The 25,637-nt window shown below is 65.7% G+C and carries 21 protein-coding genes; 11 read left to right on the top strand and 10 right to left on the bottom strand.

The features are described 5' to 3' along the window. Window positions 1-9: 9 nt before the first annotated feature. Both B9C43_RS01720 and B9C43_RS59540 read left to right on the top strand, forming a co-directional pair. A complete protein-coding gene (locus B9C43_RS01720; RefSeq protein ID WP_033390486.1) occupies window positions 10-303 on the top strand; it encodes an antibiotic biosynthesis monooxygenase in 294 nt (97 codons plus the stop codon). Window positions 304-371: 68 nt separating this feature from the next. Beyond that, window positions 372-503: a hypothetical protein gene (locus tag B9C43_RS59540; protein ID WP_268811556.1), complete on the top strand. Its 132-nt coding sequence runs from the start codon at window positions 372-374 to the stop codon at window positions 501-503. A 2-nt stretch (window positions 504-505) separates the two neighbouring features. On the opposite strand, the gene B9C43_RS01715 is transcribed toward B9C43_RS59540, so the two are convergent. Next, window positions 506-1,492: a glutathione S-transferase family protein gene (locus B9C43_RS01715; protein WP_084424287.1), complete on the bottom strand. Its 987-nt coding sequence runs from the start codon at window positions 1,490-1,492 to the stop codon at window positions 506-508. Between the two features lie 3 nt (window positions 1,493-1,495). Beyond that, window positions 1,496-2,095 (bottom strand): DinB family protein, encoded by a 600-nt coding sequence (locus B9C43_RS01710; protein ID WP_084425525.1) that lies wholly within the window; start codon window positions 2,093-2,095, stop codon window positions 1,496-1,498. Window positions 2,096-2,173: 78 nt separating this feature from the next. Between B9C43_RS01710 and B9C43_RS01705 the strand changes: the two genes are divergently transcribed. Together B9C43_RS01705 and B9C43_RS01700 are read left to right on the top strand one after the other, a co-directional pair. Next, window positions 2,174-2,614, top strand: a complete 441-nt coding sequence (locus tag B9C43_RS01705; RefSeq protein ID WP_084424286.1) for an MEKHLA domain-containing protein — start codon at window positions 2,174-2,176, stop codon at window positions 2,612-2,614. 15 nt (window positions 2,615-2,629) lie between these two features. Continuing rightward, window positions 2,630-3,646, top strand: a complete 1,017-nt coding sequence (locus B9C43_RS01700) for an LLM class flavin-dependent oxidoreductase (protein ID WP_084424285.1) — start codon at window positions 2,630-2,632, stop codon at window positions 3,644-3,646. Here B9C43_RS01700 and B9C43_RS01695 read toward each other — a convergent pair. Next, on the bottom strand, window positions 3,643-4,374 hold the full coding sequence (locus tag B9C43_RS01695) for a hypothetical protein (protein WP_143446024.1): 732 nt from the start codon (window positions 4,372-4,374) through the stop codon (window positions 3,643-3,645). The two genes, B9C43_RS01700 and B9C43_RS01695, sit on opposite strands and share 4 nt — an antisense overlap. A gap of 14 nt (window positions 4,375-4,388) precedes the next feature. Continuing rightward, complete coding sequence (locus B9C43_RS01690) at window positions 4,389-5,549, bottom strand: hypothetical protein (protein WP_235038393.1); 1,161 nt, start codon at window positions 5,547-5,549, stop codon at window positions 4,389-4,391. A 294-nt stretch (window positions 5,550-5,843) separates the two neighbouring features. On the opposite strand from B9C43_RS01690, the gene B9C43_RS01685 reads away from it, so the two are divergent. Further along, window positions 5,844-8,561: an ATP-binding protein gene (locus B9C43_RS01685; protein ID WP_084424283.1), complete on the top strand. Its 2,718-nt coding sequence runs from the start codon at window positions 5,844-5,846 to the stop codon at window positions 8,559-8,561. Between the two features lies 1 nt (window position 8,562). Here the strand turns inward: B9C43_RS01685 and B9C43_RS01680 are convergent, their stop codons facing one another. Beyond that, window positions 8,563-9,756, bottom strand: a complete 1,194-nt coding sequence (locus tag B9C43_RS01680) for a cytochrome P450 (protein ID WP_084424282.1) — start codon at window positions 9,754-9,756, stop codon at window positions 8,563-8,565. A 227-nt stretch (window positions 9,757-9,983) separates the two neighbouring features. Between B9C43_RS01680 and B9C43_RS01675 the strand changes: the two genes are divergently transcribed. The 5 genes from B9C43_RS01675 to B9C43_RS01660 all read left to right on the top strand — a co-directional run bounded on the left by B9C43_RS01675 (window position 9,984) and on the right by B9C43_RS01660 (window position 14,189). After that, entirely contained in the window at window positions 9,984-10,538 is a 555-nt protein-coding gene (locus tag B9C43_RS01675; RefSeq protein WP_084424281.1) for a hypothetical protein, read from the top strand. Between the two features lie 528 nt (window positions 10,539-11,066). Then, window positions 11,067-11,225: a hypothetical protein gene (locus B9C43_RS56555; RefSeq protein ID WP_160096243.1), complete on the top strand. Its 159-nt coding sequence runs from the start codon at window positions 11,067-11,069 to the stop codon at window positions 11,223-11,225. Window positions 11,226-11,256: 31 nt separating this feature from the next. After that, window positions 11,257-11,526, top strand: a complete 270-nt coding sequence (locus tag B9C43_RS01670) for a helix-turn-helix domain-containing protein (protein WP_037266345.1) — start codon at window positions 11,257-11,259, stop codon at window positions 11,524-11,526. A gap of 147 nt (window positions 11,527-11,673) precedes the next feature. Further along, window positions 11,674-13,062 carry a hypothetical protein gene (locus tag B9C43_RS01665; RefSeq protein ID WP_084424280.1) on the top strand — a complete coding sequence of 463 codons (1,389 nt, stop codon included), beginning with the start codon at window positions 11,674-11,676 and terminating at the stop codon, window positions 13,060-13,062. Next, a complete protein-coding gene (locus B9C43_RS01660) occupies window positions 13,062-14,189 on the top strand; it encodes an ARPP-2 domain-containing protein (RefSeq protein WP_084424279.1) in 1,128 nt (375 codons plus the stop codon). Before B9C43_RS01665 ends, B9C43_RS01660 begins: the two co-directional genes overlap by 1 nt. Here the strand turns inward: B9C43_RS01660 and B9C43_RS01655 are convergent. The 3 genes from B9C43_RS01655 to B9C43_RS01645 are packed head-to-tail and all read right to left on the bottom strand — an operon-like array spanning window position 14,171 to window position 18,857. After that, window positions 14,171-15,262, bottom strand: coding sequence for a glycerate kinase (locus B9C43_RS01655; RefSeq protein ID WP_084424278.1), 1,092 nt, complete (start codon window positions 15,260-15,262; stop codon window positions 14,171-14,173). The genes B9C43_RS01660 and B9C43_RS01655 overlap by 19 nt on opposite strands. Further along, window positions 15,262-17,652 carry an FAD-linked oxidase C-terminal domain-containing protein gene (locus B9C43_RS60060; protein ID WP_084424277.1) on the bottom strand — a complete coding sequence of 797 codons (2,391 nt, stop codon included), beginning with the start codon at window positions 17,650-17,652 and terminating at the stop codon, window positions 15,262-15,264. Before B9C43_RS60060 ends, B9C43_RS01655 begins: the two co-directional genes overlap by 1 nt. Window positions 17,653-17,690: 38 nt before the next feature. Then, complete coding sequence (locus tag B9C43_RS01645; RefSeq protein ID WP_084424276.1) at window positions 17,691-18,857, bottom strand: pyridoxal-phosphate-dependent aminotransferase family protein; 1,167 nt, start codon at window positions 18,855-18,857, stop codon at window positions 17,691-17,693. 158 nt (window positions 18,858-19,015) lie between these two features. Between B9C43_RS01645 and B9C43_RS01640 the strand changes: the two genes are divergently transcribed. Then, window positions 19,016-20,149, top strand: coding sequence for an SLC13 family permease (locus B9C43_RS01640; protein WP_456077592.1), 1,134 nt, complete (start codon window positions 19,016-19,018; stop codon window positions 20,147-20,149). Between the two features lie 91 nt (window positions 20,150-20,240). Here B9C43_RS01640 and B9C43_RS01635 read toward each other — a convergent pair whose 3' ends face one another. Both B9C43_RS01635 and B9C43_RS01630 read right to left on the bottom strand, forming a co-directional pair. Then, window positions 20,241-23,297, bottom strand: coding sequence for an AfsR/SARP family transcriptional regulator (locus B9C43_RS01635; protein ID WP_084424275.1), 3,057 nt, complete (start codon window positions 23,295-23,297; stop codon window positions 20,241-20,243). A 39-nt stretch (window positions 23,298-23,336) separates the two neighbouring features. Beyond that, window positions 23,337-25,619: a hypothetical protein gene (locus B9C43_RS01630; protein ID WP_143446022.1), complete on the bottom strand. Its 2,283-nt coding sequence runs from the start codon at window positions 25,617-25,619 to the stop codon at window positions 23,337-23,339. Window positions 25,620-25,637 lie beyond the last annotated feature (18 nt).

Genomic DNA, 25,637 nt, shown 5'->3' with positions numbered 1-25,637 from the left:
GGGGTGGAGATGACCACGACGGTGGAGCTGACCCGGTTCCGGGTCGCGCCGGACAAAGTGGACCAGTTGCTCGCCAGCAGGCAGGCGATGATCGCGGACTTCAAGGCCGACCGGGAAGGCTTCTTGAGCGCGCGCTTGGTCCGGCTGCCGGACAACGAATGGCTCGACATCGTCGAGTGGCGCAGTTCGGCGGACTTCGCCGCGTCCCGTGCCAAAGGCGCGAACCTGCCAGGGATCAAGGCTTTCTTCGAAAGCATCGAGTCGCTGGTGTCCGCCGAGGAAGGCACGACCGAGGAAGGATGATCCCCTTGCGTCGCCGCCCGCGCGGGTGGAACGAACGATCACACTGACCTGAGTGTCCAATGAGGTCGGTGCGCCGCACGTGTCCCGTCGAGTGCCGCGCCACCGACAAGGCGGGATACACGCAGACCGATCAGCGTGTCCCGCCGATCCCCGATGGCACGACCGGCTGGCACTCGACGACGTTCACCGCCGAGGCCTGAGCTCACGCTGGGCTGGGGACGCGTTCGGCGTCGAGCGGCGGGCCGGGCGGTGTTCCGTCGCCGAAAGGCTTGCCGCCCAGCTCTTCCCGGCCGTGCGGGGTCAACCACCCGGACTCGTCCGGTCCTACTGGGACGATGCCGGTCGGGTTGATCGTCCGGTGCACCACGTAGTAGTGCTCCTTGATCTGCGGGAAGTGGATCGTGTCGCCGAAGCCCGGGGTCTGGAACAGATCGCGCACGTACGCCCACAGCACCGGCATCTCCGCCAGCTTCTGCCGGTTGCACTTGAAGTGGCCGTGGTACACCGCGTCGAAGCGGGCCAGAGTGGTGAACAGCCTGATATCGGCCTCGGTGATCGTGTCGCCCACGAGGTAGCGCTGGTTCGCCAAACGGTCGGACAACCAGTCGAGGCGGGCGAAGAGCCGTTCGTACGCGGCTTCGTATGCCTCCTGCGTGCTGGCGAAGCCGCAGCGGTACACGCCGTTGTTGACGTCGGCGAACACCTTGGCGTTCACCTCGTCGATCTCGTCCCGCAAGTGCTCTGGGTACAGCGCTGGGGCGCCGGGGCGGTGGTACTTGGCCCATTCGCCGGACATGTCGATGGTGATCTGGTTGAAGTCGTTGGTCACGACCTGCCCGGTCGGGATGTCCACGATCGCGGGAACCGTGATCCCTCGTGGATATTCGGGGTCGCGCTTGAAGAACGCTTCCTGCAGCCGCTCGATCCCCAGCACGGGGTCCTTTCCGCCCGGGTCGAGGTCGAATGTCCAGCTTCGCTCGTCGTGCACCGGCCCGGCGATGCCCATCGACAACACATCTTCAAGGCCGAGCAGCCTGCGCACGATCGCGGCCCGGTTGGCCCACGGGCACGCACGTGCGATGACCAGGCGATACCTGCCGGGTTCGACGGGGTAGCCGTCGCGCCCGTCGGCCGTGATCCTGGTGGTGATGTAGTTCTGGTCGCGCTTGTAGTCGCCGTCGTCAGCCATGGCTCAATTCTCCCAGCGCTCTGCCGCTGCTCGCGCGCTGTGTTCGAGGCGCTGACGATATTCGGCCCACCACGCCCCATCTTCCGAGGCCAGGTTGGAGTAGGCCGTGGTGTGGCCGGCCGCCCCGTCGATCGTCTCGCGGACGATGTCGGCGTGCCCCGCGTGCCTGTGCGTCTCGGCGATCATGTGGACGAGGGCCTTGTGCAGGGTGATTTCGGCGCGCTCCGCGGGCCAGTGCGGCACACGCCCCACCGAGTCGAGGTCGAAGGTCTCGAAGGTCACGTCCGAGTGGGCCCAGATCCGCCGGTACAGCGAGACGATCTCTTCCCTCGACTCGTCCTCGGTCGCCCACATGTCCGAATTGAGCTCGGCGCCCTGCTCCGACCACGGCAGCCGCTCGTCGAACGGCCGCCCGAACGTCCAGCCGAAGTAGCCCAGCTCGCACGCGGTCACGTGTTTGACCAGGCCGAGCAGGTTCGTCCCTGTCGTGGTCACCGGACGGCGGATGTCGTACTCGCCCAGTCCGTCCAGCTTCCACACCAGGGCGTCGCGGGCGATCTGCAGGTAGCGTCGCAGTTCTGTCTTCTGGTCCGATGCACTCATGGCCAACAGCCTGCCAACGGGGTACGACAATGTCATCGGACACAGCGGGAAAGTGTTCACACCGGGTTAGAGTGCGATGTGGACATTCGGCGTGATCAAGCCTTTGCCCGGCTGCTGAACCTGAGCCACGGCAAGCTCGTCGGCTATCCCCTGCCCAGTGACGACGCTGAGTGGCTCTACGAAGAAGCACCGTTCGTGCTGCTGGCGCACAACACCGATCCCGACCCGGTCTTCATCTACGCCAACAAGACCGCGCAGAGGTGTTTCGAATACGACTGGGAGGAGTTCGTCACGCTCCCGTCCCGCCTGTCGGCACTGCCGGACAACCGGGAGGATCGGCAGCACCTGCTGGACACCGTCAGTGAGAACGGCTTCATCACGGGCTATCGGGGCATCCGGGTGGCGAAATCCGGCCGACTTTTCCAGGTCGAGGATCTCACCTTGTGGAACCTTCTCAACGAAGATGGTCAGTATGTTGGCCAATCTGCGATGTTCCCCAGGTGGTCATCCATCGGCTAGGAAGGAACCGATCCCGTGCCGTTGCCTACGCAGTCACTGCGCAAACTGGGTTTCCTGACCATCGGCCTGTTCGACGAGCACAACCCGCGGCCCGGACATGAGTCGACTTTGGACGTCATCGCACTCGGCGAGCAACTGGGCTTCGACAGCGCGTGGGTCCGCCACCGGCACCTGCAGTACGGCATCTCGTCACCGGTAGCCTTCCTCGCGGCGGCTTCGCAGCGCACCAGCCGGATCAGCCTCGGCACCGCGGTCATCCCGCTGGGCTGGGAGAACCCGCTGCGGCTGGCCGAGGACCTCGCCACGGTCGACATCCTGACCGGCGGGCGGCTCAACCCAGGCGTCAGCGTCGGCCCGCCGATGCGGTATGAAACGGTCAAAGCGTCCCTCTACCCGGACACCGGTGACATCGAGGATTTCAGCTACGCCCGGGTCACCAGGCTGCTGGACTTCATCAGGGGCGAGCAGGCAGGCGAGGCGGCGACCGTCGGGATCGAGGAGTTCTCGGACCGTGTTCAGCCGCACTCCCCCGGCCTGATCGACCGGATGTGGTACGGCGGCGGCAGCACGCGATCCGCGCGATGGGCGGCCGAAAACCGAATGAACCTGCTGATCAGCAACGTGGTCAGGGCCACGGAGGTCGAGGATTTCGCGGAGCTCCAGCTCGCGCTGGTCAACGCGTACCGCGCGCATCACCCTGACGTCGGGCAATCCCGTGTCTCGCAAGGGCTTGTGGTTATCCCGACCGACACCGCCACGCCGGAGCAGCGCGCGAAGTACGAGGCCTACGTGGAAAAGCGGACGCCTCGGACGTCGACGCCGCAGGGCCCGGCAAGGGTGATGTTCGCGCGCGACATCATCGGCTCGTCGGCGCAGATCGCCGAGCAGCTCTACAACGACCCCGCGTTCCGTGAGGTTCACGAGGTCGCGTTCGCGCTGCCGTTCACCTTCGAGCACGAGGACTACGTGCAGATCCTCACCGACATCGCCACGAAACTCGGCCCGGAACTGGGCTGGAAGCCGGCAGGCTAACGGAACAGGGCGATCGGGTGCACGAGCAGCAGGCCGTCCGAGGTCAGTTGCTGCGGACGGGCCAGGCAGCGGGCGGGGAACGAGTCGCTGAGCCAGTCCGGGTCTTCGAGATATGACTTGGCACAGCGAAATCGCAGATGCCCCGCGGCGAGGGTGATCGTTTTGTCGTCTTCCTCGTCGATCCGGAACTTTCCTCGAACCGACACGAACGCGTCGACTTCGCTCAACGCCACCTGAGCCGGGGCCCTGCCGTCGACCATGTCCAGCGCCGCGGACAGCGCGTGGTCCCCGGTGACCGCACCGGCCCGCAGGTCCACGTGCACGATGTCGCCCGCGCGTTCGAGAACGTCCATCACGATCCGGAAGATCGTGATGGCTTCGGTGGTCTCGACCCAGCGCCGGAAGACCTCGTCCTGCTTGCCACGCTTGGTGGTGATCCGGCCGGGCCCGCCGTCGGCCGCCAGTTCGGTCTCCCGGCTCGTGGTGGACCTTTCCTCGACTTCCTGGCTCAGTGCGGCGCGGTATTTCCCGCCGTACATCTGGTACAGGTTCATGACGTACTTCTCGTCGAGGTAGAACACGCTGCCGTGGGTGTGCGGCGGTATCCGCCCGCGACGCTGCGCGCGCACGACCTGGTACGCAGCTGTGGCAATGAGTGTGACGGTGGCGAACCACAACAGCAGCCACGGCCACCATTGCCCCCACCACTGGTCGTCGAGAATGGCCATGGAACCTTCCGACGTCATGACAGGCACTGGCCCACACGCACGATGAGCCGTTCGAACAGGTCAATGCTCGCGGGCAACAAGGCCTTGGTATCGCCGTTTTCATCCTCCGGGACCGGCACGCCCGCCTTCGCCAACTGCTCGGCCAATGTGGGCGTGTTGGGCACGTCATCGGCCGCGACCACCCGGAAACCCAGTTCCACCGCTCGCCTGCGCAGGTCGGGATCGGTCTCCAGCAGCGTGCCCAGCCGCCGGCCCTCGGGGTTGAGCGAGATGAAACCTGGCTCGGTCATCAGCCCGGTATCCGGGTACAACAGAACCCGTCTGTCATCGACTCGTCCGGTCGTTCGCGTGCGATTGGCCTGGTACTGCAGGTACTGGTGCTCGTACAGGACGCTGATCGGCGCGGTCGCCTGGCCGTCCTCGGCGAAATACGTCTGTTTCGGGGACTTCAGCGGCAGTCCGGCCGCCCGGATGAGCGGCGTGACCGCCTCCGCGACTCTGTCGACCTCCTCGTCGGTCGCGACCGGCTTGCCGCCGTTTTCGATGTACGCCAACAGACCGAGGTAGTTACCGCCTCCGTTGGAGGTGCAGACACTGGATGTGTGCACCGTGATCGGATTGTGGTTTCTGTCGCCCGACCACTTGTCCCCACGCCGCATCGCCTTGACCAGTTCGGCGAATCTGAGGTCGTAGTAAAGCGTATTGCCTTGCCGTGCGACCGCGATCCCACTGCGCTCGAGTTCCTCCGCGTAAGAACGGTAGGTCGCCAGCACAAGCGGACTCGTCAACACCGGGCGGTGCGGTTTCACGTCGGGATTTCCCGTGGTACGCCGTTGGATCAGCTCGGCAGTCGGCTGACCGGACGGGAAGACGAAGTCGTAGCCGTCCAGGCCGGTGGTCGCGACGTCACGCGAGCCCATCGCCGTGACGTGGACCCGGATGTGGTGGCGCAAAAGGATTTCCTGCACCTGCGCGTCGTTGAAGAAGTCCTCCTTCGACGCCATCTTCCCCTGTAACACCGTCAGTGTCTGGAACGGCAACGCCGCTGTGCCAGTGGCCATCAAGGTCCCGAGGCCGAGCAGAGCCGCCAGTGCCGTGGGTAGAAATACCCGCAGAAAACCCCTGCGCCGCAACGGAGGCGGCTGTGGCCGTCGGACCGTCAGCAGCGGTTCCATCGCATTCCCCTCGAGATGTGGACCAGTCGATCCTGCCAGCCCGCACCGCGAAAGCGATGAAAGTTCATGAAATCGTGCCGATATCGCCGAGCACGATCGGTGCGGGCTGATGTGACCCCGGTACCCCCGGCGAACCGGGTCACATCAGAGTCATCCCACTGCCCGATCGAGCGACTGCGTTTTACAACGAAAGGATGATGGCCCCCGCTGCTCACCTGCCGGTAACGTCCTGGTCACGTCCGACGGATCCGACGGCCATTGTGGACGAGTACGGACGCGATTCCGGGGGAGAACGTGAACTATCAATTCGGGCTGCTCGGTGCACTGGAGGTGCGTTCAGGCAGCGAACCGGTCACCATCAACGCGGCGAAACACCGTGTGCTGCTCGCGTCACTGCTGGTGGACGCCAACCGGGTGGTGTCGTCAGAGACGTTGCTGACGCGGCTGTGGGGCGAAAACCCGCCGTCTGGTGCCCGCAACACCTTGCAGAACTACGTCATGCGATTGCGGCGGGCCTTGGGGGAGGCCGCGCCGATCAGGACGCGGCCAGAGGGCTACGTCATCGAGGTGGACGACGACTCAGTCGACCTGTTCCGGTTCTACCTGCTGACCGCGCAGGCGAAAACGGCCTTCGCGGCAGGCGAGGTGAAGAAGGCTTTCGCGTTGTCACGTGAGGCTTTGGGCCTGTGGCGGGGTGACCCGCTGTCCGACGTGCCGTCGGAGGTACTGCGTTCGGACGTCGTGCCCGCGCTTGTCGAGCGCAGGCTGGCCGCCGTCGAACTGCGCCTGGACATCGATCTGAAGCTGGGCAGGCACCAGGACGTCCTGCCCGAACTGCAGGAGCTGACGACCGCGTACCCGCTGCGGGAGCGGTACTGGGCGCAGCGGATCCTCGCGCTCTACCGCGCCGGACGGCAGAGCGAGGCGTTGGAGTGCTACCGCACGGTCCAGGCCAAACTGGCCGATGAGCTGGGTGTCGATCCCTGTCCTGAACTGCGCGAAGTCCATGCCCGTGTGCTGGCTGCCGACCCTGCGGACACCGTGGCGGCGCCGGTGGTCAGGTCAGGCAACCTACCGGCCGAGCTGACCTCGTTCGTCGGCCGCGGCACCCACCTTGAGCAGGCCAAACAGCTGCTGGCGTGCCATCGGCTGGTCACCGTGACCGGGGTCGGCGGGGTCGGCAAGACGCGGTTCGCGATGCGAGTCGCGGCAGGTCAGGTCTTCCCAGACGGCGTATGGCTGGCGGATCTGGTGTCGTTGACCGACTCGCACCTGCTCGACCGGGCCGTGGCGGACGCGCTGGGCGTCAAGGACCACTCGGCCAAGCCGCGGCTGGACGTGCTGGTCGACCACCTGCATGACAAGGAACTGCTACTTGTCGTGGACAACTGTGAACACGTTGTCGGCCCGGTCGCCACGTTGATCACCACGCTGCTGCGTTCGGCGCCTGGGCTGCGCGTACTCGCGGCCAGTCGTCAGCAATTGGGCGTGCAGGGCGAGAACCTGTTGCCGTTGCCGCCGCTCACCGAGGACGAAGCCGTCCAGATGTTCATCGAACGGGCGACTGCGTCCGCCCCGAATTTCCAGACCACGCCGGAGAATCTCCACACCGTGCGCCGGTTGTGCCAACGGCTGGACGGGATCCCGCTGGCGATCGAGCTCGCCGCGGTCCGGCTGAGTTCGCTGTCCCTCAACGACATCCTTGACCGCATCGACGATCGGTTCCGGCTGCTGGCCCGGCCGGGCCACCAGATCACGCTGCGCGGGGTCCTGGACTGGAGCCACGCCCTGTGTTCACCGGCCGAGCGCTTGCTCTGGGCACGGGTATCGGTGTTCGCCGGCGGCTTCGAACTCGTCGCGGCCGAGGCCGTGTGCGCTGGTGGCGAGATCCGCTCCGAGGACATCGTCGACCTGCTCGCCGGACTGGTCAGCAAGTCGATCGTGACCGCGGTGACCGACCTCGACCGCACGCGGTACTCGCTGCTGGAGACACTGCGCGAGTACGGCGCCCAGAAGCTCGACGAACTCGGCGAAACGGAGGCCGTGAAGGACGCGCATCGGCAGTTCTACCAGTGCCTTGTCCGCTACGGAGTCACACACAACTGGTGCAGTCCGCGGGAACTCGAGTGGCAGCACCTGTTGCAGCAAGAGATGCCGAACATCCGGGCGGCGCTCGATGCGGGCCTTGGCACCGAAGAGGCACTGGAGATGGCCACGAACCTGAGCCGGTGCTGTTTCTTCAGCGGGAACGTCAGCGAAGGCAGGCACTGGCTGGCAAAGACGATCAGCCACCACCCGGCGAGAAGTCCACAGAGGACAAATGCGATCGCGCTGCAGACCTGGATCGCGACTATGCAAGGCGATCTTCAGGCAGCCGACGAACTCATCGGCATCTGCCGGACGCAGGAGCCGACCCCCGCAACCCTGTTCGCCGAGGGTATCTACACGATGCTCGTCGAGGCCGACCCGTCGTGCATCGCATTGCTTGACCGTGCCCGCACAGAAGCGATCACCATTGGCGACAGCTACATGGCGACGCTGTTCTGGGCCATCGGGGTCATTTTGCTGTCCGACGCCGCCAGCGCCGAGGACGCCAGGTCGGTCTGCCTCGCTGAAGCTGAGAAGCAAGACGCGCCATGGTCGTCCTCGTGGGCTGTGTGGTGTGGCGGGCTGACCGAGCTGCGCCACGGTGACCCCGGCAAAGCCGTCGACCTGCTCCGTGAAGCCCTGCGCAGGCAACACGAGTTCGGCGACCGCTGGGGTCCACTGTGGGCAGTCGAAGCACTGGCCTGGGCGAACGCCGCGAACGGCCACTTCCCGCACTCAGCCCGGCTGCTCGGCGCCGCAGGGCAGATGCGTCAGCGAACCGGCGTGGTTCCGATCGGCCTGTTCGGCGGAGCGCACCTGCAAACCGCCGAGCTAGTACGGGCAGCTCTCGGCGCGGAGACATACGACGCCGAATTCAAAGCAGGCACCGAAGCCCCCGACCCGATTGCCTTGGCGCTTCGGTAGATCACCAAGCGACCGGCAACGACCGCACCCCGCGCACGAGGCGATCGGTCCGCCACGGCACTTCCTCGGCGGGCACGCCAAGCCGCAGGTCAGGAAACCGCTCAAGCAACGCGGAAAGCACGATCCGCAATTCCAGCCGCGCCAACGAGACTCCGAGGCAGTAGTGCACGCCGAACCCGAACGCGATGTGCGGATTGTGTGTACGGGCCAGGTCAAGGTGGTCGGGATGGCGGAAAACCGTGCTGTCCCGGTTGGCGGCGTGGACTTGCACGAGCACCGCCTCCCCCGCACGGACAAGCTGTCCGCCGACCTCGACATCCTCCCTGGCCACCCGGGCGAAGTCGGCGGTCGCGGCCATCGGGACGTACCGCAGCAGTTCCTCGACGGCGGTCGGCACTGACGCGGGATCAGCCATCAACTGCCGCCAGCCGGCGCGGTCGTTGTCCAGCAACACGAACACGAAGTTGCCGATCTGGTTGGCGGTGGTCTCGTGGCCTGCGATCAGCAGTGTGACGCCGAGCCGGACCAGTTCCTCCTCAGACAGCCGATCGCCTTCGTCGCGGGCGGCGACCAGGTCGGACAGCAGATCAGCGGTGGGACTCACGCGGCGCTGCGCGATCAGTTCGGCGAGATACGCGTTGAGCCTCGCCCGCGCATCGACCATTTCCTCAAGTGTGGTCTCGCCGCCGAGTGCGAGCACCAGCTCGGTCCACCGGCGGAAGTTGTCGCGGTCAGCCTCGGGAACCCCAAGCATTTCGCTGATCACCATCATCGGCAGCGGCCACGCCAACGCTGTGGCCAGATCGGCAGTCCGCGACGGGACATCCATGCGATCGATCAGGTCGTCGACCATCTCGGTCACGCGCGGCCGGAGCTGTTCGACGCGATGCGCGGTGAAAGCCTTGGCCACCAGGCGACGCAGGCGGGTGTGATTGGGCGGGTCCATGCTGATGATCTGGTCGGGTGAGTCGATCGACGGCCTCGGCCGGGCGACCTCGTCGCGGCCAGCGGCCAGCTCACGGGAGAACCGCGGATCACCCAGTACCAGTTTGACGTCCTGATACCGGGTGGCCAGCCAAGCCGTGCCGCCCCACCGGGTCTTGATCAGGCCGAGCCCGCTTTCCTGCCGCAACGCCGCATATCGCGGATGTGGGTCGATACTGTCCGCCGCACCAAAGGGATACGCCTCCGCCATCGTTGCTCCTCCCAAGCAAGCGCCGGGTGTCCATCGTTCTCCAGTGCGCACCTGATGTCATCGGCCAAGCCGTTGAACCTGAATCATATTCAGATATAGATATTGCCGAGTCCTAATACCTACTATCGTCGTATTGATGCAGTCCCCGTTAGGGGTTTACGTTGCGGATGTCCACTTGGTGAGGTTTACCCTCGCCGTCACTCCCCTGCAAGTGAAGGACACTATTCATGCTGAAAAAGCTGTTGTTCAGATATGGCTTGGCAGCCACAGCCGGTGTCGCCTTGGCAGTCATGGGCCCGGCCGTCCAAGTCGATCTCGGCCATGACGAGAACGAAGCACACGCCACCACGGCCGTCGAAGTCGAAGCCAGCTCGCTGCCCAAGGCGCTGGCCGACGACGTGGAGATCCAGGCGTGGCCGGTGCCGACCCGGCGCAGCTACTACATCACCGCCTCCTGCTCGCAGCACGCTTCCGCGATCAGGCGGGGCGCGGCGGCGTGGCAAGGCCTGACCGAAGGCGGCGGCACACCGGTGGAGTGCCGCAACAGCTACATCACCGACTGCGGTGGCGGCGGCCGGATCGTCGGCTGCAACTGGGGCCGCGGCCAGCGCATCGCGTTGTACATGGGCGGCGTCGGTGACGACGCTTTGCTTGCCGCACACGAGTTCGGTCACAACTGGTACGGCCACTCGACCTACCGTTGCGCCGGCTGGGGCAGCCCACAGGAGGTAATGGCGCCGTCGATCTGCACGTTGCGCGGATCACCGGACGCGAGGCAGTAGTTTCTCCGTTTCTCCCGCCCCCTGGAAGGCCCGCGTTGCCCTTTGGCGCGGGCCTTCTCCTATGTCTACGCCATGGCGTTGAGGGTCTGCAGTGGACGCCGGAACCGCCACGCCGCGTTACTTCACCAGCAAGCCGCCAGACCAGACGAGTCACCCCGCGCCGCTACACGGAAAGCCCCTGCGCTGCCGCACCAGGAGTCAACCTGCACACCGGACAAGACTCGTTTGCGATTCACGCTGCAGCCACTTCCACTTCGCGACACTTCCCCTTCCCAGCCCGTCTTCCTGCATTTTCGTCACTAGTTTATCAACACCGTCCGTAGTACTATCCGCCGTACCGACCGTCCACATTTGACAGTGCAGCTCGGCGCTCACCCAGTTGAGCCACCGATCAGCCCATTACCGCGCAGATTTGCTGGCCCAGCGTGTCCAGAGTGGAGTGACAACGCACCTGCCCGGCCGATTGATCAGCTCGGCGCCAGCCGTGTTTGCTGGAGGGACTATCCGTTTTTCTCGCAGGGAGTCCATATGCGTAGAACGCTGGTTGTCGCCGCGGCTTGCACCACCATCCTCATCGGCAGTCCGGCGTCCGCTGAGCCTTTGGTGTCGATCGGCGACATCACCATGAACTTCGGTGACATCGACGTCTTCGAGGATGTTCTTGAGCACATCACAGTCTTGAGGTGACTCGCTTCATGATCTGGGTTACCGTTGATCCATGGTGCGGGCTCCCCTGACACCCCAGGAACGGGAACGCGGCAAGCAACTTGCCGCAGTGTTGCGCGCGGCGCGTGGCTCGATGAGCCTGGTGCAGCTGGCCGGCGAGACAGGCCTGTCGCATGAGACGTTGCGCAAGATCGAGGCAGGCCGCATTCCGAGCCCCTCGTTCTTCACCGTCGCGGCGATCGCAGACGCTCTGGACATCTCACTGGACTACATCGCCTCGCTGTGCACGGATGCCGACGAACACTCGCAACTACCAGCGTAATTCGGCTCGCGTGCGATCACGGCTGCTGCTACCGTTCGCGGGCCGGCCGTGGGACTTCGGCGCGACTTCCGGAACCCGCCTCTGAAGCGTTGTTTAGCTGCTCGTGCTCCCATTCCCCGGCCGGCGCCTGGTTTGGGGGAGGAATGGATGGACCGCGTCACCGCTGAGGACATGCTCATGTTCGTCAACGCGGCGATCACGTCGAGCGGTCAGCGTGAGTTCCACAGTGCGGCCAGTGCCCAGCGGTTCTCGCTGGACTTCCTGCATGAGTACATGATCGGCAACTACCGCGACCTGTACGCCGCGACATTGGCGCTGGACATCAACGACCACAACGCCACGTTGATCGCGCATCGCCTGCTGGTCACCGCCGCCGATGCCGACGACGACCAGAAGCGCCTTGAGGGGCAGCTCATCGGCCGTCGCCTGCGTCTTGTCGCGCCGCAACGGGTGTACGAGCTGTTCCGCAGGCTGCGACAGTCGCGTGTGAACAATCGACGGACCAGGGCGATCATCCGGGACTGGTTGTCGCACCGGCCCGATCCGGCGTTCGACGCCGTGAAGTACCGCACACCCCTCAAGCAGGCGGTGCGGCACGCGCATGTCAAGCCGGACGGCGACGAGCTCGGTCCATTCCTGTTCGCCGGTAAAACCCGTTATGCGACGCCGATCCTGGAATCGTGGCGGCGCGCTCACTACGAGCAGGCATCCATCTACGACCTGCCGTACACGGTCGCGGAAGGCTTTGCTGCCAAACACAACATTGACCGGGCCACCTTCCTCGAACGCATCGAGCCCCGGATGACCCGGGTGGAACGCTTGCGGCTGCAGGAATCCGCCCGTCGAAGCAAGATCGACCTCGGCGTGGACCTGGGATCGATGCCGTTGACACGACTGTCGTCCTATGTTCTGTCCTTGCCGGTGACCGAGCGCGTTGAGCGACGCGCCGAGCTGACACGTGCCCTGCGCGCTGCCGCTGCGAAGGTTGCTGCCGGTCATCGGTGGGGCCGGGTCGCCGCGGTGCTGGACGACAGCTTTTCGGCGTTCGGATCCAGGCAGAAGCGCAGGCGGCCCTTGGCGGTCGCGCTGGCCTGCCACTACCTGTGCGAGGCGATGGCGGACAGCTATGTTCCACTGTGGACGTCCGGGCGGACCGACGCACTGCTGGTGTACCCACGCGGTGTGACACCGCTGGGTGAGCGGGTGCTCGACGCGTTGGAGCACAACCCGGACAGGCTGCTCATCGTGTCCGATGGCTGGGACAACGCGCCGGGCGGAATGGCTTCCGAGGTCCTGCGGGTCTGGCGGACCCGGCTGGATCCCGAGCACGAGGTCATTGTCGTGCACCTCAACCCCGAGTACGACGCGGACACCTTCGACGTGAAGAAAATCGGGCACGTGCCCACGGTCGGTGTGCGGGACGCCGAGGACGTGCCCGCCTTGGTGGAGTTCGCCCGGTTCACCGAAGGCCACACCGGCCTTGCCGAGCTGAAAGCCCACTTCGACGACCGGATCGCCCGATTCCTGGAGGGATGATGGCCACACTCGACCTGACCGGCCTGTCCGTCCGGCCTTCCCAGGTGTGGGGCGGTGTCCGGCTGGTGCCGCTCGTGCGCGACGAGCCGATCGAGACCTTGCGGCTGCACGCGCACGTTTACGGTGACTCCATCGGCATCGTGAAAGTCCATCGCCGCACCGCATACATGTCCTACATCCCGCATGGGTTCGTTGCGACGTGGTCAACCGACGGCACTCCCGCTGCCGCGTACGGCACAGAAATCACCGAGGGCTCACCGTCCGCGTGCCTGCGCCTGCACTTCCACCGCAGGATGGCGCGGCGCGCGGACAAGAAGCGGCTGCGCTTCCTGCCGATGCATCTCGCTGTCGAGGGATATCTGGCGTTGCACTTCGGCGGGCCGCAGATCGTGTGGGACGAGTGGTCACAGCGTGCGATCCGCAACGGCCTTTCGCCCCGTGTCGAGGAGGCGTACTCCGGGGCCGAGGTGGAAGGCCTCGGAGACGCGTTGCGCATCTTCGAAATCCACCCCGGGCAGTGCGGGGTGCTGGTCTACGTGGCCGACGCGCTGGCGGCTGCGTTCGTCGTACCGCATCCGGACGACTACCGGGCGCTGCACGCGACCCTGATCCAGGATCTCTACGGCGAACTGGTCTACCAGTACGCGATGTTCGCCTCGCCCGTGCCGCAGTTCCAGGTGCGCCTGAACGAAAGCCATGTTCAGACACTGGCCGACTTGCGAGCCGAAGCCACCCGGCAGCAACTCGCCTGGCCGCAGTTCCATTCTTCGGCCATGGCCGCAGGCCTGCTCGACGCCAAGTACGACATGCGCCGCGTGTACCGGATGGGCGACTACACGTTGACCCGGTTCCTGCCTGGTTTCCAGCTCAAGCAGGAAAACCACATCGGTGAGGTGATCACCGATCAACGCGGCCGCACGGCGTACCTGAAGACCTTCCGGCTGTCGGAGAACCAGGTCCGCCGTGGCCACCTGCTCACCCACCTCGCTGTGCACGACTGGCACCTGCCGACGACCGCGTCGGCACTCGGCGTGACGGAGGCACAACTCGGCATGCGCCTGGAGTCCGCGGGGTTCGGGGCATTGCTGCGCGAGGACGTCCTGGCCCGCTACCGGCGAACTCGTTGAGCGATCTGCCTGCCGATGTGTTCCAGGATCGGTCCCGGTCTGGTCATGCACATGTCCAGGTCGGATTCGATGTCGGCAAGGGTGAAGGCTGACGTGATCCCGATGGTCCGGAGCTGGCCGGAATCGAGCGTCGAGCGCCCTGCGACGGCGAAGACCGGCACCTCGGCTGCCCGCGCTCGCGCGGCGACTCCGGCAACGGCTTTGCCGTGCAGGGTCTGTTCGTCCAACGATCCCTCGCCGGTGACCACGAGTTGGGCGTCGGCAAGGGCTTTGTCGAAGTCGGTCATGTCGAGCACGATCTCGATACCCGGCCGCATGGTCGCTCCCAGCGCGGCCATCAGGCCATAACCGACGCCTCCGGCCGCGCCCGCACCTGGCGCGTTCGCGAGGTCCGTCCCGAGATGCCTGGCCCAGACAGCCAACGCGGTGTCGAGCAGGGCGACTTCCTCTGGTGACGCGCCCTTTTGCGGACCGTACACAGCGGCCGCGCCCGTGTCCCCAAGCAAGGGGTTGTCGACGTCGGAGGCGACGGTGATCTCGGTCGTCGGCAACGCAGGATGCAACTGTGACAGGTCAACACCCGTCAGGCTGAGCAGACCGCCACCACCCCGCCCGGCCCCGTGCAGCGTGGCGCCCAGCGCTTCCAACAGACCTGCGCCGCCGTCCGTGCAAGCACTTCCGCCCAGTCCGATCAGAATGCTGCGGCACCCCGCATCCAGTGCTGCCCTTATCACGAGCCCGGTGCCGTAACTCGACGCTGTCATGGGCGCGGGCGTGCCGTCAGGCAACGCTTGTAGACCGGCCGTGTCAGCCAGTTCTATGACGGCTACATGGTCGCGTTCGCCGTATCGCGCGAGGATCGGCTTGCCTGTCGGACCTTCTGCCGGGACAGTGATTTCCTGATAGCCAGCCGCCAGGGCGGCGTCCAGGAACCCGTCGCCGCCGTCCGCGACGGGCAGGCTGACCACCTCTGTGTCCGGTGAACCGGCGTGGATGCCGGTCGCGAGGTGGGCCGCGACAAGCGGAGCCGACAGCGAACCCTTGAACTTGTCAGGTGCCAGGACAACTTTCATCAGCTCACCCCGGATAGTTCGTCGACCAGCAACCGCAGCGCCGAGTGGTCTTTCGCGCCGTGGCCACGGGCACGCAGCGCACCCATCAATTGGGCCACGACAGCGCCGAGCGGGATCGCCACGCCGGCTTCCCGAGCCGCCGACAGTGCGATTCCCAAGTCCTTGTGGTGCAGGTCGACCCGGAAGCCTGGCGAGTAGTCACCCGCGATCATCCCTGCCGCCTTGCGCTCAAGGATGCGGCTGCCCGCCAGCCCGCCAGCGAGTACCTCGACCGCAGCCTGTGCGTTCACGTGATGTGCCGCAAGGAAGACCAAGGCTTCGGCGACCAATTCGATCGTGCCTGCGACGATCAACTGATTGGCCGCCTTCACCGTCTGCCCGGCTCCCGACGGTCCAACGTGGACGACGGTCGACCCGAGGGCTTCCAGCACCGGCCGTGCGGCCTCGACATCCGCCACCAGACCGGCTGCCTTCTTCTTGGCGTCGTCCAGCAGGCCTTTCGACAGGCTTGAGCGTCCGCAACAACCACCGCTGGCCAGTCGCACGGCCCAGCCTGCCGCCTCAAGCAACTCGATCGCGGCCTTGCCGATCTGCGGTTCGGTGTAGGTCGTGAACGAGTCCGCCAGCCAGTTGACTGTGCCAGCCGCACCTTTCGCCGTGGCACGTTTCCCGTTCCACCGTACGAGGTTGTCACGGACGAACTTCGGCAGCGGACGCTCGGCGGTGATGCCGACGGCTCGTTGCATGATCCTGCGCAGGAAACGCACTCGCCCGGGGATGTTCGACAGGGGTGCCGTGGCCGAGCCCATCCGGTTGAGAAAGCGGATCGTGCCGAAGATACGGGACCGCAACGGAATACCGTGCACCTCATGGTGGTGGTGCAGGGTCTCCGCCTTGAGTGCGGCCATGTCCACGCTCATCGGGCACTCGCTCTTGCATGCCTTGCACATCAGGCACAGGTCGAGGATCTCGTGCAGCCGGTCGTCGGCGAGCGCTTTGTGCGGGTCCGGTTCGGACAGTGCTTTCACCAGCGCGTTGGCCCGGCCCCTGGTGGAGTGCTCCTCCTGCAACGTCACCTGATACGACGGGCACATGACGCCTGCGGTGGTCTCGCGGCACAGGCCGATGTTCATGCACCGGTCGGCCGCGTCGCGCATCCCACCGCCGACGACTTCGAACTGCAGCACTGTCCGCAGTACGGGTGCTGGCGGCAGGGCATCCCGGTCGCGCAGGTTTTCGGTCATCGGGGGCGCGTCGACGATCTTGCCGGGGTTCAGCACGCCCATGGGATCGAACAAGCGCTTGACCTCACGCATGGCCTCGTACAGCGAGTCACCGAAGATCTCCCGGTTGAACTCGCTGCGCGCCAGGCCATCGCCGTGCTCGCTGGAGTTGACGCCGCCGTATTCGGCCACCAGGTCCTTGATCTGCCGTGCGACCCGGCGCATCGTGTCCACTTGGGATGGATCAGTCAAGTCGATGAAGGGCCGGATGTGCAGGCAGCCAACCGAGCAGTGCCCGTAGAACCCCGCCTCCAGCCCGTTGGCGTCCAGGATCTGCTTGAACCGCTGGGTGTATTCGGCCAGGTGAACAGGCTCCACCGCGGTGTCCTCGATGAACGCCAGCGGACGCCGGGTCCCCTCCCCCGCTGCCATCAGCAACCCAAGGCTCGACTTGCGGACCTTCAGCAACGCGGCCTGTTCGGCCGTCGTGACGGCCTTCACCGTGTGGTAGCCGTGGCCATTCTGCTTCCATAACGCAGCCACCCGGTCGAGCTTCGCGACGAGCTCGGTCTCGTTGTCCCCAGCGAACGAGACGAACAGCAGCGCGGCGGGATCCCCCACGAGGTGGTTGCCCAAGTCGGCGTACTCGATCTTCTGCCGGGACAGGTCGAGGATCGTCTTGTCCATCAGCTCGACCTGATGTGGATCGCACGACAGCGCGTCCTCAGTCGCCGAGATCGCGGCGTGCGTCGACTCGAAGTGCCCGATCGCGTAGACCGTCTTCTTAGGCCTGGGAACGAGATCGACCACTGCTCGCGTGACGACAACCAGCGTGCCTTCCGCGCCGACAACGAACTTCGCGAGGTCGAAGGTCTTGTTCATGTGCCGGGAGAAGTCGAGTACCAGGCCGGGACCGACGGTCTGACCGGCGAGACTGGTTCCCGCGCCGCGCGGGACGACGGGGACACCGAACTCGGCGGCGGTGCGGACCACCTCCGCGGTGTCGTTCTCGTTTCGTGGAAACACAACCCCGAGCGGCATGATCGAGTACATGCTCGCGTCCCTCGAGAACAGGTGGCGGGTGTAGTCGTCGAACGCCACCTCACCTGTCACTCGTGAACGCAGTACCTCGTCCAGCCGCGTACCGTGGCTGAGCTCGGCGGTCATTGTGGTCATTCCTCTCGCGTCGTTGCGAACAGGTTCGGTCAGTCGGACTGCAGCACCTCCAGCGCGGCGTCCATCCCCCGCGCGTCGATCCGGACCCCGGACAACACCAGTCCCATGTGGACACCGGCGAGCGTGCCGGCGAGCGTGAGATCGTTGAAGGCGCCGAGATGGCCGATCCGGAACACCTTCCCAGCCAGTTTGCCCAGACCCGCACCCAACGACATGTCAAACCGGTCGAGGATGACGGCCCGCACTTTGTCCGCGTCGACACCCTCTGGCACAAGCACCGCGGTCAAGGACCCGGAGTGCTCACGCTCGTCGAGGCACAACACCTCCAAGCCCCAGCCGCGTACCGCTGCCCTGGTGGCCGCCGCATGCCGGGCATGGCGGGCGAAGACGTTCGGCAGGCCTTCCTCGTAGAGCAGGCGCAAGGCTTCCTTGAGCCCGTACATCAGGTTTGTGTTGGGTGTGTACGGGAACAAGCCGCGCTCGTTGGCGGCGAGCATCGGCTGCCAGTCCCAGAACGTCCGCGGCAGACGGGCGGTTTTGCTCGCTGCCAACGCTTTCTCGCTGACCGCGTTGAAACTCATGCCTGGCGGCAGCATGAGTCCCTTCTGCGATCCGGCGACCGTGACGTCGACCTTCCACTCGTCGTGCCGGTAGTCGATGGACCCCAGCGACGAGATCGTGTCGACCAACAGCAGCGCAGGGTGATCGGCGTCGTCGATCGCCGCCCGGATGTCGCCGACCCGGCTGGTGACACCCGTGGAGGTTTCGTTGTGCACCACGCACACTGCCTTGATCTCATGCGCGGTGTCGGCGGCGAGTTTCTCCGCGACGATCTCCGGGCTCGCCCCGTGCCGCCAGTCGCCGAGCACGAAGTCGACCTCGAGACCGAAGCCATGGGCCATCTCCTGCCAGAGGGTGGCGAAGTGGCCGGTCTCGAAGCACAGCACCTTGTCGCCCGGGCTCAGCGTGTTGACCAGAGCCGCTTCCCACGCACCGGTTCCGGTCGCGGGATACATGATCACTGGGCCTGTCGTGCCGAACACCGGCTTGATGTCCCGCAACAGTTCCCGGCCCAGTTCGGCGAATTCGGGCCCCCGGTGGTCGATCGTCGGCGCCGACATCGCCCGCAGCACCGGGTCGGGAACGTTGGTGGGCCCTGGGATCTGTAGGAAGTGACGACCGGACGCGTAGGTCATGAGTCCTCCGCACGCTCAGTGAACTCTGATAACAAATCCATAATGTGGAAATACAATGTCGCTAGTCGAAAGCGTAGACCTCAGGACTGGTCTCGTCGAGGCGGTTGACGCGCATATGTGACGCGCGTAATACTCGTTTTACGGAAATGATCACGGTCGTGACACTCGCGTTGGTGTTCCTGACAGCCACGGTCTTACCCGTCCACATGGGAGCGTTGGCCTTCGTGGCCGCGTTCGTGGTGGGCACCGCGTTCGTCGGGGAGAGCACCGACGACATCGTCGCCGGCTTCCCCGGTGACCTCTTCATCATTCTGGTCGGCGTCACGTTGCTGTTCGCCATCGCCATCGCCAAAGGCAACGGCACGGTCGACTGGCTGGTCCAAGTCGCAGTTCGGGCTGTCGGCGGGCGAATCGCCCTCATCCCGTGGGTGATGTTCCTTGTCACCGCGGTACTCACCGCAGTCGGGGCCGTGGTTCCCGCGGCGGTGGCCATCATCGCGCCGATCGGCATGGGCTTCGCCGCGCGTTACCGGATCAACCCGGTCCTGATGGGACTGCTGATCATCAACGGGGCCAGCGCAGGTGGCTTCTCCCCGATGAGCATCTTCGGCAGCATCGTCAACGGAGTCGTGGGGCGCAACAACCTGCCGAGCAACCCGAGCCTGCTGTTCGTGTCGTCGTTCCTGTTCAACCTGACGCTGTCGGTCATCGTCTTCTTCATCTTCGGCGGCCGGGAACTGATGCGCCGCAAGGCAACCGCGATCAGCTTGACCCCTGCACGAGCCGCGGTCGCCACACCGGTTTCCGCGCACGTCGAAGACGTCACCCGGACCGAGGGCCTCGTGTCGACGGCAACCGAGGAGGCTGCCGAACGGAAGCCCGGCACCGGTTGCGGGGACTCCATCGAACCGGGCAGCCGCGATGAGACAGTCGAGCGGCCGAAGCCGTTGACCCGTGAGGGAATCTGCACGCTGATCGGGCTGGCCGGCCTCGCGGTCGGTGCGCTGGCGTTCGGCCTCGACGTTGGTTTCACCGCACTGACCGTCGCGGCGCTGCTGTCCATTGTGTGCCCGAGTTCAGCCAAGGCCGCTGTCGGTCAGGTCGCCTGGCCGACTGTGCTGCTGATCTGCGGCATCGTCACGTACGTGTCGTTGATGGAACGCGTCGGGACGATCGACTGGCTGGGCAACGCGGTCACCACGATCGGTGCGCCTTTGCTCGCGGCCATCATCATCTGCCTGATCGGAGCGCTCGTCTCTTGTCGTGGCCAACTCACCGGAGGCCGAGCGTGACCGGGTCTTCCGGCGCCTGATGGTGTGGGGGTTCAGCATGTGCGCGATCGCGCCGACGGCGACGTGGATCATCTTCGTCGCTCCTGGCTGGCTATAACTCCGCGAGCCGGGCGACTTCGGTCGCCTGGTCGATGTTCCCGACCTGGACGAAAAGATCATGCGCGGCACGGAACGCCGCCCGCGCGGCCCGCGGGTCGACGTCCGTGTACGCCTTGCCGAGGCTGGTCAGCGCGGTCGCGTGGAAGGAATGCCAGCCGCGGGTGCGCCAGAGCGCGACGGACTCCTCGAGGTACGGAATGGCCTTGGCCGGGCGGCCGTCGGCGATTTCGATCGAGCCGAGGATCTCCAGCGCCTCGCCGAGGTGGTGGCTCATGTTGTAGTCGCGACTGAGCGAAATCGCCGCCTCGGCGGTCGGACGTGCCTCGGGGTCACCGGTGTTGAAGTACAACCGTGCCAACGCCAGCAACGTGAGCACCTCGGTGTAGTAGTCGCGAGAGGACCGGGAGAGCTCGAGCGACTCGTCCAGCATCTGTTTGCTGACGTCGAAGTCGCCGATCACGCGGTAACCGATCCCGGCGAACTGCAAGGCGGTGGCGATGCATCGGGTGTTGCCGAGTTCACGGGCCTTGACGAGTGCGTTGTCGGCGTGGCCGATCGCGACCAGCACGTCCCGGTTCTCGAAGTACGCCAGAGCAAGCGATAGCTCAGCCCTGGCCTGACCCCCGAGATGCCCGGACTCGGTCGCGAGCCGCAGTGCCTCGTCGGCCAAGGTGATCGCATCGGTGTAGGCGGCGTTCGCGGTCAACGACCACGAACCCATCAGTGCCGCGTCCGCGACTCCTTGGGGCAGGCCAAGTTCGGTGAACATCTCCCTGAGCCTGAGCGATTCGTCGTACTGACGTGCCATCGCGTCTTCGTGCGAGACGTCGGCCCAGGTCGTGACGTCGATGAGGCCGCGAAGCATGACCGCTTCGCCCAACGCGTTGCCGGATTCCTGGCACAGCGCCATCACCTGGGTGTTGAGCGCGATCCAGTCGGTGTACATCCCGCGGACGTCGAAGTACTTCTCCATCCGCTGCGCCAGGTCGAACGCGAAGTCCGTCATGCCGAGGCGACAGGCCTGGCGGACAGTCGACAACAGCGCGCCCCGCTCCGCGTCGAACCAGTTCGCCGCCCACTCCGGCCGGAAGTCCTCGAGCAGATGGTCCGTCGGCGGGCGGGGCGCCGGGCTGGCGATCGGCGCGAAACACGGACCGGGCACCAACGCCGACATCCGCTCAGCAAGTCCGAGCCAGCCACCCATCCCCTGTTCCAGTGCACGGGTCCGGCTTTCCGCGGTCTCCTCATCGGCGGCGCGTTCCGCCGCGAACAACCTGACCAGGTCGTGGAACCGGTATCGGTACTGCCCCGCGGCATCCGTGCCGGACGTGGCGAGAAGCTGGGCGTCGACCAACGCCTCGGCGTACTCAGTGGCCTCGTGCACCGGGCACTCCAGCACCATGGACGCCAGCCATGGTGGGAAATCCGGCGCGCTGAACAGTCCGAGCAGACGAAAGAGCCTGCGCGGCAAATCATCGAGGCCTCGGTAGCTCAACGCGAGTGAGGCGCGGACCGCAAGATCACCCGCTGAAAGCTGGTCCAGCCGGCGACGTTCGTCGCTGAGCATCTCGGCGAGGTGCGCCAACCGCCACGCGGGTCTGGCTGCCAGGCGTGCGCCCGCGATCCGGACAGCCAGCGGCAGTCCGCCGCAGAGTTCGACGATCTCGGTCGCCGCCGAGAGTTCAGGCGTGACCCGGTCTTCGCCGACGATCTGGGTGAACAGGTCGATGGCCTCGTCGGTGGCGAACACGTCGAGGTCGATGCGGTGCGCGCCTTCCAGCCCGACCAGCCTGGCGCGGCTGGTGATCACCACCGCGCACGTCGGAGTCCCTGGCAGCAGCGGCCGGACCTGTTCCTCGGAGGCGGCGTCGTCCAGCACGATCAGGATCTTCCGGCCGTTCACCAGCGTGCGGTACGTCTCCATGCGCTCATCCGGGTCGGCGGGAATCGCCCGATCCGGAACACCCAGCGCACGCAGGAATCGCGCGAGCACATCGGTGGACTTCGCCGGGGTGTCGCTGGCGCCACGAAGGTTCGCCCAGAGCTGGCCGTCGGTGTAGGACGCGCCCGTGTTCTGGGCGACGTGCACGCTCAGCGCGGTCTTCCCGATACCGCCCATGCCGACGATCGTGGTGACGGACGATGCCGAGCCCCAGTCGTCGGTCAAGTGCTTGCACAGCGAGGCGATCTCGGCCATCCGGCCGGTGAAGTCGGGAACGCTCGGCGGCAGCAACGCCGGCGCCGACCAAGCCCTTGCTTGCACAGCGGGCGCCCGCTCACCGGAGGCAGGCAGCGCGGTCGGCACGAGTTCCGGGTCGGCCTCAAGAATCCGCTGGTAGAGCCGCTGCAGCTGCGGACTCGGCGGCACGCCCAGCTCGTCGGCCAGCCGGGAGCGCATCCGGTCGTAACACGTCAACGCCTCAGCCGACTGGCCTTGCCGGTACAGCGCGAGCATCAACTGACCGGCCACGCGCTCGTTCAACGGGTCTGCCTCGAAGGCCCCACTCACCTCGGTCAGGACCTCGGCGTGCTGGCCGCAACGCAGTCGCAGGTCACGCAAGTCGAACTCAGCGGACTCCCGTTCCCGCAACAACGCCACGCGCTGGCTGTTGAACCACGGATTGTCGAAACTCGCGAACGGTTCGCCGCGCCACAACGCCAACGCCTCATGGAACAAACCCATCGCCCGCGTCGGCTCGTCGGTGCTTCGTGCGCGTGCCATCAGCTGCCGGAAACGGTGCAGGTCAACGTTCGCTGGGTTGACCGCGGCCATGTATCCGCCCGGTTGCCGGACAATCCGGACACTCCGCTCGGCGGGTGCGAGCACATGTCTTAGCCGGGACAGATAGCCGTACAGGGGCGTGAGACCGCTGTGTGGCGTCTGCTCACCCCAGATGCGGGCGGCAAGATCCGCGATGGGCACCAACCGGTCGGCGTCGACGAGCAGCGCAGCAAGGACATGTCGTTGCCGCGCATGACCCAGCTCGATCTGCTGGCCGTCGATGCGCGCCTCGATCGCGCCGAGCAGACCGAACTCGACTGCCGTCACTGTTTCCCCCAGCGCGTGCCTGTTCCGCGGAGAACGCCTTCAGCCTAGCTCCAGTCCTTGCTCTTTCCGGAACGTGAGCAGCAAACGCCTGGCGACCTGTGGCTCGACCGCCATCTGCTGACGGACCGTTGCCAGCGTCTCAACCTTGGTGTCCCGCAACGCCTCCTCGTCCAGCTCGTCGGTGAACACCTCAAGGACCGTGGCGCAGAACAGCAGAAACGTGCTGCTCTGCGCGCGTAACCGGGGATAGCTCTCGTCGGTCTTGCTCAGGCTGCCGGCGAGTTCGATCATCTCCCCCGCCGTGGTCACCGACCGTGCGGTGAGCAGGTCGGCCATCAGGTCCGAAAGCCCGTCGGCGACTTCCTGCGCCCGGGCCGTCCCGGCGAACGCGTGGGCTTTCTTCACAACCTCGTGCCGGACCATCCTGGCGACGACCGCGGACAGCGGCGGGTTGTAGAGATCGAAGGACACGTCGAGCATTTCCACGACGCACCGCCGCAGGTCACGCGGCAGACCACCAGACATGCAATGGCACAGGACGGTGAATTGCTCGGGCGCGCCGGGCAGGCGGCGGCCGATCCAATGCCTGCTTTCGTCCAGCGTGAAGTGCTCCATCCGGATCATTTCGGCGAACGCGCTGTCGAAGGCGTCCCGCACGGCGATCCCACGCTGTTCGAACGTGGTGAAGGCGTCGTCGGACACGGAGACAAGGAAAAGACAACCGGGAACACCGAAAACGCCTTTGATGTCGTTGACGAACTCGTGCGCCTTCTCCGGCTCACCGATCTTGTCGAGCTCGTCGATCGCGATCACGATCCGGTCGATCACACCGTGCCGGATGAAAACCTGTGCACTGCGCTGCGCGAACTGCCGGAACTTCTCGACCACTTCGGGGTGTGTCAGCTGCTGCTCGGCACGCTGGGCCTGCCAGGTCCGGCCGGCCTCGCCCTTCAACGGCGTGCTGATCTTGCCGGACCAGCCGGAGGTGAACGTCTGCAGGAAGCGGATCCGCTGCAGCTGGTCCTTCGCTTCCGTTTTCAGGGCCCGCAGCGGGTCCCGGCTGCGCCTGCTGATTCTGCGCCACACCCAGCGCAACGCTTCCAAGACGCCGACCAGTATGGAGAACGCGAGCCTGACGGTGTACGCCGCGACCAACACACTGGCCACGAGGACGATCCCGCGCAGTATCGACCCGCCGAAGAAAACGCCTGGGACAGCTTCCGGGAATCCGTTCCATACCGCGACTGCGGACCGCCTGAGTTCCTCCAGAAACGCAGGGACCGTCATGCCTAAAAGTTGACTGCCGCCGAACACCGCGGCTGCGATCATGCCCATCGAGATCAGGATGGCCACGGTGCGGGCCCACGCTTCTGCCTTGCTGTCCCACGATTCCTCGCGGCGCTTGTGCACCAGATCGTCGATCTTGCCGACAACCGCGTGGCACAGCAAGGCATGCAAGTGCAGCACGAAATCACGCGCTTCGTACAGGGCCGGGGCGGCCGCCACGACGGTCAGCGAGGGAGGCCCGTCCGGTGACTGGAAACGCCCCTGCAGGATCGCTTGGATGGCGGTGGTCTTACCGGTTCCTCGTTGCCCGGCCAAGGCAATCGCCCCGGAGCCCGCTCGTTTGAGCGCACGGACAAGCCGTTCCGCCGGTTCGGTGATGACGACGTCGACTTCGTCGTCGATATAGAGATTGGTCACCTGCCGGGAACGCAACGTAGTGCTGTACTCCCGTGTACGGCGACGTTCGATGTACCGCATCAACTCCGGCACAACCAACGTCACCAGAACGACATTCCGCCGCTCGCCAAGCCCAAGGGTGTCGTCGGCCACGCCCTCCGGTTCGTCGAAACCGAAGTAGGTCAGGATCTCAGGCACCCGCGCGATGGCCATCCTCGCGGAGATGGCGATCGTCGCGACGAACCCGATCACCACCAGAACGTGATCGACGAATGCCAGGTCCGCCCACGTCGCCCGCATCAACGACAGGTATCCGACCCCGAGCAGGAACACGACCAGCAACTGCCGGATCTCCCGCAACGACAGCCGGGACCGACCGGTGCTGTCCTTCCCGGCGCCGAACGTATTGGTCTCATGCCGGCCGCGGCGCGCCTCATCCAGCTCCATCCGGACCCGGGCAAGGACCGTCTGGTCGTCGAGCACGGCCTGACCGGCCTCGAGATCCGTGATGTCCGATTCGGCCAGCGCGGCCTCGATCTCCGGCTGCCGCAGCGCTTCGTAGAGCAAAGCGGACAGCGTTTCCCGCGTCACAGCCCATTCGTCGAGGTTTACGGGATCGGGTTCATCCTCCGGGCGCACCGGCCGATTCTAGGGTTT

The organism is Kibdelosporangium aridum (assembly GCF_900176515.1).
GTDB classification, from domain to species: Bacteria; Actinomycetota; Actinomycetes; order Mycobacteriales; family Pseudonocardiaceae; genus Kibdelosporangium; species Kibdelosporangium aridum.
Note: the sequence above shows the minus strand (reverse complement) of the source record. Positions and strands in the feature narration are given on the sequence as shown.